This window comes from Bacillus aerius, from assembly GCF_029894105.1.
GTDB classification, from domain to species: domain Bacteria; phylum Bacillota; class Bacilli; order Bacillales; family Bacillaceae; genus Bacillus; species Bacillus altitudinis.
Genome location: NZ_JARYHO010000001.1, coordinates 3,103,094 through 3,115,004, shown reverse-complemented (window position 1 = coordinate 3,115,004; position 11,911 = coordinate 3,103,094). Strand labels below are relative to the sequence as shown.

Here is an 11,911-nt window from a genome sequence, read left to right as displayed (position 1 = left end):
GGGGTGATGAGATGCTGAATCCTTTTAGCCTTCGTTTTCCAGTAGGCGTGTACATGTATGTCCTTCACCTACTGGCGGCATATGATGAAAGGAAGCAACGAATTCTAACTTCTAAGAACGTACAGAAAAATGCATTTTGGATTTATGTCCTTGCCGCTATCTTAGGCATTGTGACAGTTGCCGCTTTGATTTGGGCATGCAAAACATTTGGAAAAGGCTCGAAATTTTTAGGAGAGTTCAAGTTTTTAGGCCTGTATATTAAAATCAAATGCGGCTTCTAACAAATGGTGAGAACAGATGCGGGGTCATCTGTTCTATCTGAAATAAATGGAGGGACATGATGCTGACATTACACTTAACAGAAAAAACGTATAGCCGCACCTTTTCTCTCCGCGATATTCAGTTAAATGTGGAGAAAGGACGTATGCTTCTGCTTTTGGGGCATAATGGTGCAGGAAAGACCACGATGATTCAGTCTATGTTTGGCCTGACACCATTTACGGGTTTTGTCTCTTTGCATGGTAAACAGCTGAATTTTCAATCCTCAGCACATATCTCCTTTTTGAAAGAACATGTTTCCTATATTCCTGATGATCATGCTTTGTTTGATTATTTAACGCCGAGAGAATATTTTCATTTACTCCAGCTTCCAGACAAACGAAATGGACCTCGAGAAGAGGCTTTCGTCGATCTTTTTGAGCTGAAACCTTATATGGATCAGCCAATTGCCCAGTTGTCTCATGGCAATCAAAAGAAAACCCAAATCATTTCACAGCTCCTTAGGCCTTGTGATTATTATGTATTCGACGAGCCTACAAATGGACTTGATCCAGATATGATGATCATCTTAAAAAAGGTGCTCATGAAGCTGAGAGATCAAGGTGCAGGCATTCTCATTTCTACCCATCATTTGGGCTTTGGTGAGACATTGTATGATCACCTCATGATCTTAAGAAACGGTGATATCAAGCTGGATATGTCACGTCAAGAAACAAACAAAACATTCCCTCATCAAGCACTTGAGGATATTTATAAAGAAGTGAATCAAGATTACTATATGCAGGTGGAGAGGTTGCTCAATGACTTGGACACGACACGTTCTTCATAAAATAGAATGGGGCATGCTCACAACGAAAATCAAGCAGCTCGGCAAAAAATATCCTTTGCAGCTTCTCGCCGCAGCCGTTTTTATGTTGTTGATTTACTCCATATACGTTGTCATGAGCCTGCGTTTTTTTATGCAAGTAGGGGAGAACGAACCAGTTGCTTTATACCTTCAATTTGTGAAAATGACCCTGCTGCTTTTGGGAGCAGGTATTGTCTTTTCCCGTCATAAAATGAAGCGTCAAGAGTATCAGTTCTTCTTTTTGAATAGTGCGATGCAAAGTGTCTCATTTGTCCTTTGTGTGTATTTCTTTCCGGTGCTGTTTTGTTTCATCATGCTTGGTCTGCTTTTTTTACCCATCCTATTAGGGCTGATCATTAGCGGCGTTACACTATCTTTGTATTGGATCATTGTGGTAGGGATCACTTGCTGTGGATTGGCGCTCTACACGCTTGCTTCTTGGATGCTGATACGCATTGGTGTGAGCCATTTTATATCAAAAACAAAGGAGCATTTACTGCTGCAAACGCTCGGATTTGTGACGCTTGGTGCTTTCGTGTTTCTCCTTTTTCAAAAAACGGTTGAGATGATTCACGTATGGCCGTCTATCTATCTTGTATTTCTGATGATCTTTCTATGTGCAGGGTGGTTTTGGCTGAAGGGCTTGGCGGCTTGTTATGTCAATAGGATGTTTTTGCAGCTAAAGGTAGAGGTGAAGTCGTTTTCTTACCAAAAAATCAGATCGGATTCTTCATTTTTCACACATCTGCGGCAGGAGCTTGTTTATTTTAGCCGATCAGCTGTGTTTAAAGAACAAGGTATTTTGTTCCTGTTTCTTGTCTGTTTCACGATAGGTCTCCCATTGATCTTTACTCCGGCAGAGACTGGCTGGTTGTTTGCTTTTATTGTGCAGTTTGCCTTAAAGGAGATCCTTATTATGCTTCCTATGATGATTGGCAGGGAATATCATCTCCATCAGCGAGCCATTTTTATGTTAAATACATCAAAGGGTGCCTATTTATTATCAAGAATTTTATTTTATTACACAATGAATGTATTGATTTATTTTGTCTATATCGGGCTTGCTTATTTCATGATAGGGGTCGAAAGTGAAGGGCACGGTTTGGCGAGTTTGTCCATTTTATTGATCACTGTCATGGCGGCATGTGTCGGGTTTGTCGTGAAGATTAGTGAATTTAATAAACTGTTTGTGATCGTGATGATGATTGCTGTGTTCAGTATGTTGGATATGCTTTTAGTCCAGTGGCTTTCAGCAAATATCCAGCTGCTCTCAACTGCCTATATGGCTTGTTCAGCCGCATTCTTCATCTTCATATATGCTGCCATGCTAAAGAGGCCGATTGTGCGATGATGACGCTTTTATTTTGCTTAATAGCAGTTGTGCTCATTCATGAACTCGGTCATATCCTGATGGTGATGGTGTGCAACAAAATCGAAAAAAAACCCATCTTTGATTATGTGGTGATGATCGATTGGAAGCACGTGTCGATTGTCCATGAGAAATTTTCACGGCCGGGTTTTAATGTGATGGTGGCACTTGCAGGTCCTCTGTTTCCAGTGATCTGCTCGGGTGTGCTTTTCTTCATGTGGGGGCATCCATTGACGCATCCATTGCTGCTTTTTTCTTTATTAAATACAGTGATGCTGCATCCAGCTTGCCCAGACGGGAAAAATGTCATCGCCAGTTTAAAAGAGATGAAAGGAGAGAACTAAATGGTTAAAGTATTTCATTCGTTTTCTAGCGGCTTAACGCTTGCGATGCTTTATGTGTTTGCTGTGTTTATGACGCCAGTATTTTTAATGCTGCTAGAGGTTCATCATGTTGAATCAAGTCCAACTCTCTTTGGTATGCCATTTTATATCATGAAAATTGAACAGTATCAATTCAGCTCAGAGGCAACGCTCTTTGGGTGCGTGGTCTGTTTTTTAGCGGGTGCCGCTCTCTACTTCTTGATTCAATATGTGATTCATGCAGTGAAAAAAAGCAGAACATAAAAAAAGCAGGCTGAATGAAGTCAGTCTGCTTGAAGAACGAGTGACAACCGCACCATATCCATACACTGAATACCGTTCTCATAAATCGGTTCATCATAGTGCTTCAGAAAGAAATCGTGATCGATAGACGCCATGCGAAAACCGCATTTTTGATAAAGGGCGAGCTGCTGAATACTAGAGTTGCCTGTGCCAATTTCAATTGTATGAAAGCCAGCTGCCTTGGCTTCTGAAATAGCATGGCGGATCAGCTGCTTCCCAATTCCTCTACCTTGCCATGACTCCTTCACGGCGACATTCATGATTTCCACTGTCTGCTGAGACAGTGGCGTCAGCACATACACACCAATCATGTCCTGTTTATGAAAAGCAACATAACAAGAACCAGATTGTACATAGGCAAGGACTTTTTCAGTTGAAGGGTCAGCTAATAGTAAAAGATCCATAGGAACAGATTGATCATGAGACAATGGCCGAATCTGTATCAAATCATTTCATCCTCTCTATTCTTTGATATACCCTTGTTTAACACCCCAATCATATTGATCCTGCACCCATTGAGAAGGAGGATGATGGGTGACACTTGGGTCCTTTTTGACAGTTGCTTTCCTAGTCGTTTGTGCTGCCTGCTTATTCGCTTGAGCCGTTGCTTTCGCTGATGCCAGTTCTTTTTGAAGCTGGTCTATTTTCAATTCAAGTGCTTTACGCTGTTTGATTTCTTTTTGATGCGCCTTCTTTTCTTTCTTCAGCTTGTTTGTGACGGTGGACAATTCCTTTTTTTGACCATCCATTTCATCTTTCATATCCGTTCCTTCTGACTTTAATTGTGTCAGCTGCTCATCATTCTTTCTCATTTCTTGTTGGTGTTTATTCTCTGATGCGGTGAGCGACTGCTGCTGCCACACAATCCAGCCAGTTGCACCTAGGATGATCACAGACAAGACAATGATCGTGATGTTTTTTTTCATGTTCTATTCCCCTTTCGTTAAACCTCTATTATCATCGGTTAAAACAAACCAGGTTTTAACAGAACAAGGGAATATTCGCATCAGATTAGCAGACACTATGAAAAAAGGAGGGTGTCTGTTGATTTCCTTTATGATTCATGTCATTGTGTCACTATTTGCTGTCTCAAACCCCATTGGAAACGTGCCTCTTTTCATCACTTTAACAGAAGGCTACTCAGAAAAAGAACGATCCCAGACGGCCAAAAAAGCGATTGTTGTGTCTTTTATGATTTTGATTGCCTTTCTTTTGGCAGGCAGGCTCATTTTCAAATTGTTTGGCATTGATATCCATGCACTCCGTATCGCCGGAGGTATTTTTATTTTTGGTATCGCTTACAATTTGCTAAATGCAAAAGAATCACATGTTCAAAACCCTCATTCGGATGAAAAGGCAGAGAGCAAAGAGAAGGCTGATGTTTCGGTGACCCCACTCGCCATTCCGATCATTGCCGGACCTGGTACAATTGCGACCGTCATGAGCTTAACCCCAGGAAGCCACCAAGTAACGCTTCATCTGCTTGCGATTCTTATTGGCATTGTGGTCGTACTTGCCATGACCTATTATGCATTTCATTATTCAAGTTTCATTATGCGAAAAATGGGGAAAACAGAGATGAATGTCGTGACACGATTAATGGGATTGATTCTAGCTGTTGTGGCAGTTGAGATGATAGGCGCAGGCATCAAAGGGATGTTCCCAATGCTGATGTCATAAGTGTATATAAAAAAGCTGTTTTTTTCTACAAAATTGTAAAATAAAACAGCTTTTTTTAAGGTTTTGGCACATGTTGAAATACTTCTTCACTTTCAAAGAACTCAATTAAACGGCTAATCCAGTCATAATAATCGAGACTTTCCTTGATTTCTGAAAGAAGAAGATTGATTTTATCTACTGTTTCTTCTGGCAGGTCATCTTGTTCAAGCAGCTCCAGCAATTCCTTGCATGTCTTCTTATGTGCCTTGCGATTTTTGCTGACAACACGTGACCAATTGGCTGCAAACAATGAAATAAAGGTTTGATATTGATCTTGCTCAACGTCATATAAATCTTTGCGTATTCCTTTTTCATAAACCTTTTCAGCAATATTCAAATCAAGCATTTCTCGAACGACTTGACTCATTCTTGTTTTGCTCATGCCGGTCGCCTCTGAGAGCTCACCGAGCGTCATTGGTTTACGGTTCATATGAATGATACCAAGCACTCTACCCACTGTGGCAGAAAGACCAAAGGCATTCATGTTCTCGGCAGCTTTTTCAATATAATGATCCTGTGCTTTTTGAATGGCGCCTAACGCTTGCTTGTCCATTCCCCGCTTCATCCCTTCACGACTGACAATTTGTAACACAATATATCATATACCTGTTTGTTGATGAAAACAATAAATATTGAGTATTTGCTCGTAATTTGGAGGAAAAAGGAGGGATCGCTACATATCAGGCCGTTAACTGAAAATTTTAAATAAATCTTATGCAATACAAACACATCGTAAACTTTTTATTTTATAAAGTTTGCACTATAATAAATAAGGTGTAAATTTTCTGAAAATATATATCCGACTAATTGGAGGTGTCTCATTTGCTGAAACTAGAGAATGTATCTAAGACGTATAAAGGCGGAAAAAAAGCTGTCAAAAATATTGATTTAGAAATAGCAAAAGGAGAATTTTTTTGTTTTATTGGACCGAGTGGCTGTGGTAAAACGACAACAATGAAGATGATTAACCGACTGATTGAACCTTCCTCAGGAAACATATTCATCGAGGGAGAAAACATTATGAAAAAAGATCCAGTCCAATTAAGAAGAGAAATTGGTTATGTGATTCAGCAAATTGGACTTTTCCCTCATATGACCATCGCACAAAACATTTCCCTTGTGCCGAAGCTGCTGAAGTGGCCGGAAGAAAAACGAAAAGAACGAGCGCGTGAATTGCTCAAACTCGTCGACATGGGGCCGGAATACTTAGAGCGTTACCCTCATGAACTCAGTGGAGGACAGCAGCAGCGTATCGGCGTTCTTCGCGCACTCGCAGCAGAACCCCCTTTAATCCTGATGGATGAACCATTTGGAGCACTTGACCCAATTACAAGAGATTCATTGCAGGAAGAATTTAAGAAACTGCAAAAAACGTTAAATAAAACAATCGTATTCGTCACACATGACATGGATGAAGCGATTAAACTTGCAGACCGCATTGTCATTTTAAAAGATGGAGAGATTGTCCAAGTGGGCACGCCTGATGATATTTTACGTAATCCTGCGAACGAATTCGTAGAAGAATTCATCGGGAAAGAACGTCTGCTTCAGTCAAATCCGAATATGGAACGTGTGGAACAAATGATGAACACGTCCCCAGTCACAATTACCGTCGAAAAAACATTGACAGATGCCATCTTTATTATGAGAGAAAAGCGGGTTGATTCCCTGCTTGTCGTTGATGAAAATCATGTGCTGAAAGGCTATATCGACATTGAAACCATCGATGCAAACCGCAGAAAAGCAGCCTTTGTTGGCGATATTTTAAATACAGAATTTTATACAGTACAAGAAGGAGCGCTTCTTAGAGATACTGTCCGAAAGATCTTAATACGTGGCATTAAATATGTACCGGTTGTCGATGCAAAAGGGCACTTAAAAGGCATCGTCACACGTGCAAGTCTTGTAGATGTCGTATATGACTCTATTTGGGGAGAAGATACCCCGGAGGCTGTCACTGAAATGAACTAAGGGAGGTGTACACATGGATCAAATCATCGATTTTCTTGAGAAAAATGGTGGGGAACTCCTCACAAAAATGTGGGAGCATTTATACATTTCTTTAATTGCCGTTGTGTTAGGCATTATCGTGGCCGTTCCTTTAGGCGTCATTCTTACACGAATGAAAAGAGGCGCCGGTTTTGTCATCGGCATCGTGAATATCTTTCAAACACTCCCTAGTTTAGCGATTCTTGCATTTTTTATTCCTATTTTGGGAGTTGGAAAAATACCTGCGATCGTTGCGCTATTTTTCTATTCCGTTTTGCCTATTTTAAGAAATACGTATGCCGGTGTTCAAGGTGTGAACAAAAACTTGCTTGAATCTGGAAAAGGAATTGGCATGACGACATGGGAACAAATTCGTCTTGTGGAACTGCCGCTTGCTGTTCCGGTCATTATGGCAGGTGTCAGAACCTCAACGATTTATTTAATTGGGTGGACAACACTTGCTGCTTTTATCGGTGGAGGCGGTCTTGGTGACTACATTTTAATTGGGCTTCAGCTTTACCAGCCGGAATACATTATTGCGGGTGCAATCCCTGTCACTATTTTAGCGGTCATCATTGACCTTACATTGATGAAGCTTGAGAAAAAAGTAACACCAGAAGGCTTAAAAGGACTGAAGGAAGTTTCATAAGGAGTTGGCTCATGTGAAGAATCGAAAAACAAAATGGATCAGTGCACTGCTTGCCGGATGCTTGCTATTCATAAGTGGCTGTTCACTTCCTGGACTAGCCGGCTCTTCAGGGAGCACGCTGCGAATCGGTGCGCAAAACTTTACAGAATCAGAAATTATGGCCTATATGGTGGGAGACATCATTGAGCATTACACAGATAAAAAGACAACCATTGTGAAGAATTTAGGCTCAAATACGGTGCAGCAAAAAGCAATGGAAAACGGGGATGTCGACATTTCAGCAACACGATATACAGGCACGGATTTAACAAGTACGCTAGGAATGGATGCAGAAAAAGATCCAAAGCGTGCAATGGAAATCGTCCAGAAAGAATTCAAAAAACGCTATGATTACAAATGGTTTGATTCCTATGGGTTTGATAATACGTATGCCTTTGCTGTGACGCAGAAGATGGCGAAGGAAAACAACCTAGAAACAGTCTCTGATTTAAAAAAGAATGCCAAAAATTATCGCTTCGGTGTGGATAATATTTGGCTGAAAAAGAAAGGTGACGGTTACGAAGGGTTTGTGAAAACATACGGAATTGAATTTGGAAGCACTTTTCCGATGCAGATCGGGCTAGTCTATGACGCATTGAAAAATGAAAAAATGGATATTGTGCTTGCCTATTCAACAGATGGCCGGATCAAAGCGTATAATCTCAAAATCTTAAAAGATGATAAACGATTCTTCCCACCATACGATGCATCACCAGTTGTCCCTGAGAAAGTATTAAAAGAAAATCCAGGACTGGACAAGGTGATCAACAGGTTGATTGGAAAAATCGATACCGAACAAATGCAAGAGCTCAATTATCAAGTCGATGGAGAACTAAAAGAACCAGCGACTGTTGCGAGAGATTTTCTAAAGAAACACAATTACTTTGAGTAAGATTGGGAGGTGTCAGAGCTGATGGACACACTACAGCAATTATGGGCGTATTATCAACAGAACGGTTCATATGTGTTAGAAGAATTTTACCGGCATTTCCTCATGTCAGCGTATGGGGTATTGTTTGCGGCAATTGTCGGAATACCAGTCGGCATCTTTGTGGCGCATTACCGCAAATTGAGCAATTGGGTGTTCGCAATAACCAATGTCATTCAAACCATTCCAGCGTTAGCGATGCTTTCTGTGTTGATGCTTGTATTAGGACTTGGTGCAAATACAGTCATCTTATCACTCTTTTTATATTCGCTTCTGCCGATTATCCGTAACACGTACACAGGTATTGTCAGCATTGAGCATGCCTATTTAGAATCGGGGAAAGCGATGGGCATGACGAAATGGCAAGTGCTGAGAATGGTTGAATTACCGCTTGCTTTATCTGTCATTATGGCTGGTTTAAGAACCGCACTTGTGATCGCAATCGGTATTACAGCGATTGGGACATTTGTTGGTGCTGGAGGACTTGGTGATATTATCATCAGAGGATCAAACGCGACAAACGGAACAGCCATTATTTTAGCAGGTGCTATTCCAACTGCGCTCATGGCCATTATTGCTGACCTTGTCATGGGCTGGCTTGAACGCTATTTAAGCCCAACCAACAAGAAAAAAGAAAGCAAGGCGTTAGCTGAAAAAAACATGACGTCCGCATAATTGCTTGAAAAGACAAAACCTCCTCTACATCTGTAGGGGAGGTTTTCAGCTTGTAGACAAAGTCTACAAGCTTTTTTGTATAATAAGGGTAATAACACATTTCTGTGGGGGATGAACATGTTATCGAAACGTGAAGAAGAAAGAAGAAATCAATTAGAAGTAGTGGCCTTAGATGAATTAGTGCCTGAAGATCATCTTGTACGAAAAATTGATCAAGCGATCGATTTTGATTTCGTGTATGATCTTGTCAAAGATCATTATAGTTCTGATAACGGCAGACCAAGTGTGGATCCCGTTGTTCTTATTAAAATGGTTTTGATCCAATACCTATTTGGCATTCGCTCTATGCGTCAAACCATTAAAGAAATTGAAACTAATGTGGCTTATCGTTGGTTTATTGGATATGGATTTTCGGAGAAAATTCCGCACTTTTCTACCTTCGGTAAGAACTACGTGAGACGCTTTCATGATACAGATTTATTCGAACAAATTTTTTATCGAATCTTAAGAGAAGCGATGAAAAAAGGTCTAGTTGATCCATCTATCGCTTTCATTGATTCAACTCATGTAAAAGCAAACGCCAATAAGAAAAAACTTGAAAAGAAAATTGTTCGAGTAGAAACGAGAAGTTATCAAAATCAGCTTCATGAGGAGATCAATGTTGATCGTGAGGAACATGGAAAAAAGCCGTTACCCCTACAGAATAAGAAAGAGAAAAAAGAAATCAAGGTCAGTACAACTGACCCAGAGAGTGGCTACTATGTAAAGGATGAACGTGAAAAATTATTTGCTTATTCATTTCATACGGCTTGTGATTCAAAAGGATTTATTTTAGGATCACTGGTCACTGGTGGAAATGTTCATGATAGTCGTATGTTAGATTCACTCGTATCAAAGGTGACAAAGAAAGTCGGAAAACCCAATGTAGTCGCAGTTGATGCTGGATATAAAACACCATATATCGCCAAGTTTTTAATGGATCAAGAGATAAGACCTGTCATGCCTTACACCCGCCCGAGAACAAAAGCTGGTTACTTGAAAAAGAATGAATACGTATATGACGCACATTTTGATTGTTACATTTGCCCAAACGGGCAAATTCTTTCTTATCGTACAACGACTAGAGAGGGATATAAGCAATATGCGTCCGATTCAGAGGTATGTAAATCCTGCTCGTTTTTAGATAACTGTACACAAAGTCAAAATCACACCAAACAGATTCACCGACATATTTGGCAGGACTACCTAGACGAAGCAGACCATCTGAGACTCACTGAAATGAATAAGAACATCTATGCAAAACGGAAAGAAACGATTGAACGCGTTTTTGCGGATGCAAAAGAAAAGCATGGAATGCGATGGACGAAACTTCGAGGATTGAAAAAAGTTTCGATGCAGGCGATGCTTACTTTTGCTGCCATGAATCTTAAGAAATTAGCAAACTGGACATGGAAAGAGCCATGTCCAGCGTAAAGCAACTGATCAATTTTATCAAAATAAGTGAAAACCCCACTTTTACTTGAAGTAAAGGTGGGGTTTGTCTACGGTCTGAGACGCTATTCATAGCGTCTTTTTTTGAGTAATTAGATTTTCATGATACCAGACCCGCATCAAGGGCTTTCAAACCCTTGATACGACTGTATTCTAAAAGTTTTGATGGAGACGGTGGGAGTCGAACCCACGTCCAGAGACATCGATTACTTAAGCGTCTACGAGCGTAGTCAACATATTTCGTGTTCACTCATCCTTATGCCTGCTGACGGGCGCTTGGAGAGCTAGTCTGATGGATCTCTTCTTACGTCCTCAGACGAAAACGTAAGCGTAGCCTACTTCATTGGGCTCCTCACAGACACATAGGCGATGTCAGGAAGAGCTCGCTGCGCTTATTAGGCAGCTAGTGCTAAGTTTTGGTTAAAACTTTTAGTTTTGCCAGTTACATTTAGGTGCGTGTTAACGAGATCGCCTCTCGGCTCGCAGCCTAAGCTCGAACCATCCCTGTCGAATCCGTAACGTCCCCTTGTAAAAGGGATATACGGGATGGAAACGTTCTTTAGCTTAACTGCTTCCGTATATGACTATTATAACAATCTCATCGCTCGAAACAACTGGTGGTTTCTGTAAAAAGACGACAATGATTGTTTACTGCATAACATATTGTAGCATAATGCTTCCGCTCTCAGCAAGCCATCTGCATGCGTCTAGAATTGCTTTTGCCGGTCACGGAAAGCACGCTCGATTTCACGTTTCGCATCTTTTTTCTTCAGATCTTCACGTTTATCATATTTCTTCTTCCCTTTACCGACTCCAATTAGCACTTTGGCAAAGCCATTTTTCAAATAGAGTTTAATGGGAACAAGTGAGTAGCCCTCTTCCTTTGTCGCACCAATCAATTTACTGATTTGTTTGCGGTGAAGTAGCAACTTTCTCGTTCTGAGCGGATCATGGTTATAACGGTTCCCCTGCTCGTATGGGCTTACGTGCATATTGTGAAGAAACACTTCTCCCCGTTCGATTTTGGCAAAGGAATCTTTTAAATTCACTTTTCCTGCACGAATGGATTTGATTTCAGTTCCTTGTAATACAAGGCCGGCTTCGTATGTTTCTTCTATAAAATAATCATGATTGGCTTTTTTGTTTTGGGAAACAACCTTTCCCTCTCCCTTTGGCATTGGCGTACACCCTCCTTTTGACACAGACACGGTCCAAATCGTACGGATTATTTTATCAAACAATCCAGCTTTCGACAATGCTG

At 40.7% G+C, this 11,911-nt stretch carries 15 protein-coding genes and 1 other RNA gene; 11 read left to right on the top strand and 5 right to left on the bottom strand.

Translation table 11 applies throughout. The annotated features are described in order from the left end of the window. Window positions 1–11 precede the first annotated feature (11 nt). The 5 genes from M2353_RS16270 to M2353_RS16250 are packed head-to-tail and all read left to right on the top strand — an operon-like array spanning window position 12 to window position 3,121. A complete protein-coding gene (locus M2353_RS16270; RefSeq protein ID WP_039169204.1) occupies window positions 12–281 on the top strand; it encodes a hypothetical protein in 270 nt (89 codons plus the stop codon). 59 nt (window positions 282–340) lie between these two features. Then, window positions 341–1,108, top strand: coding sequence for an ATP-binding cassette domain-containing protein (locus M2353_RS16265; protein WP_024719839.1), 768 nt, complete (start codon window positions 341–343; stop codon window positions 1,106–1,108). Then, window positions 1,080–2,477 carry a hypothetical protein gene (locus M2353_RS16260; protein WP_284725730.1) on the top strand — a complete coding sequence of 466 codons (1,398 nt, stop codon included), beginning with the start codon at window positions 1,080–1,082 and terminating at the stop codon, window positions 2,475–2,477. The genes M2353_RS16265 and M2353_RS16260 overlap by 29 nt, the downstream gene beginning before the upstream one ends. Next, window positions 2,474–2,839 (top strand): zinc metalloprotease, encoded by a 366-nt coding sequence (locus tag M2353_RS16255; protein ID WP_061420175.1) that lies wholly within the window; start codon window positions 2,474–2,476, stop codon window positions 2,837–2,839. Before M2353_RS16260 ends, M2353_RS16255 begins: the two co-directional genes overlap by 4 nt. Further along, window positions 2,840–3,121: a hypothetical protein gene (locus M2353_RS16250; protein ID WP_008347692.1), complete on the top strand. Its 282-nt coding sequence runs from the start codon at window positions 2,840–2,842 to the stop codon at window positions 3,119–3,121. It begins immediately after the preceding gene. Between the two features lie 20 nt (window positions 3,122–3,141). Here the strand turns inward: M2353_RS16250 and M2353_RS16245 are convergent, their stop codons facing one another. Both M2353_RS16245 and M2353_RS16240 read right to left on the bottom strand, forming a co-directional pair. Further along, on the bottom strand, window positions 3,142–3,606 hold the full coding sequence (locus M2353_RS16245; protein WP_017359218.1) for a GNAT family N-acetyltransferase: 465 nt from the start codon (window positions 3,604–3,606) through the stop codon (window positions 3,142–3,144). Between the two features lie 15 nt (window positions 3,607–3,621). After that, window positions 3,622–4,086 (bottom strand): hypothetical protein, encoded by a 465-nt coding sequence (locus M2353_RS16240; RefSeq protein WP_284725729.1) that lies wholly within the window; start codon window positions 4,084–4,086, stop codon window positions 3,622–3,624. A 118-nt stretch (window positions 4,087–4,204) separates the two neighbouring features. Here M2353_RS16240 and M2353_RS16235 point away from each other — a divergent pair, with 118 nt between their 5' ends. Next, window positions 4,205–4,840 carry a MarC family protein gene (locus tag M2353_RS16235; RefSeq protein WP_024719834.1) on the top strand — a complete coding sequence of 212 codons (636 nt, stop codon included), beginning with the start codon at window positions 4,205–4,207 and terminating at the stop codon, window positions 4,838–4,840. 55 nt (window positions 4,841–4,895) lie between these two features. On the opposite strand, the gene M2353_RS16230 is transcribed toward M2353_RS16235, so the two are convergent. Then, window positions 4,896–5,432 (bottom strand): GbsR/MarR family transcriptional regulator, encoded by a 537-nt coding sequence (locus tag M2353_RS16230; RefSeq protein WP_017359221.1) that lies wholly within the window; start codon window positions 5,430–5,432, stop codon window positions 4,896–4,898. Window positions 5,433–5,701: 269 nt separating this feature from the next. On the opposite strand from M2353_RS16230, the gene M2353_RS16225 reads away from it, so the two are divergent. From M2353_RS16225 to M2353_RS16205, 5 genes are all read left to right on the top strand, one after another. Continuing rightward, window positions 5,702–6,850: a betaine/proline/choline family ABC transporter ATP-binding protein gene (locus tag M2353_RS16225; protein WP_284725728.1), complete on the top strand. Its 1,149-nt coding sequence runs from the start codon at window positions 5,702–5,704 to the stop codon at window positions 6,848–6,850. A gap of 13 nt (window positions 6,851–6,863) precedes the next feature. Next, window positions 6,864–7,517: an ABC transporter permease gene (locus M2353_RS16220; RefSeq protein ID WP_024719832.1), complete on the top strand. Its 654-nt coding sequence runs from the start codon at window positions 6,864–6,866 to the stop codon at window positions 7,515–7,517. Window positions 7,518–7,530: 13 nt separating this feature from the next. Continuing rightward, entirely contained in the window at window positions 7,531–8,448 is a 918-nt protein-coding gene (locus tag M2353_RS16215; RefSeq protein ID WP_008347678.1) for an osmoprotectant ABC transporter substrate-binding protein, read from the top strand. 21 nt (window positions 8,449–8,469) lie between these two features. Next, a complete protein-coding gene (locus M2353_RS16210) occupies window positions 8,470–9,159 on the top strand; it encodes an ABC transporter permease (RefSeq protein ID WP_008347676.1) in 690 nt (229 codons plus the stop codon). Between the two features lie 117 nt (window positions 9,160–9,276). Then, window positions 9,277–10,632 (top strand): IS1182 family transposase, encoded by a 1,356-nt coding sequence (locus M2353_RS16205; protein ID WP_284724961.1) that lies wholly within the window; start codon window positions 9,277–9,279, stop codon window positions 10,630–10,632. A 181-nt stretch (window positions 10,633–10,813) separates the two neighbouring features. Here M2353_RS16205 and ssrA read toward each other — a convergent pair. Next, window positions 10,814–11,176, bottom strand: a transfer-messenger RNA (tmRNA) gene (gene ssrA / locus M2353_RS16200). Between the two features lie 181 nt (window positions 11,177–11,357). After that, a complete protein-coding gene (smpB, locus tag M2353_RS16195) occupies window positions 11,358–11,828 on the bottom strand; it encodes an SsrA-binding protein SmpB (RefSeq protein WP_008347658.1) in 471 nt (156 codons plus the stop codon). Between the last annotated feature and the right edge of the window lie 83 nt (window positions 11,829–11,911).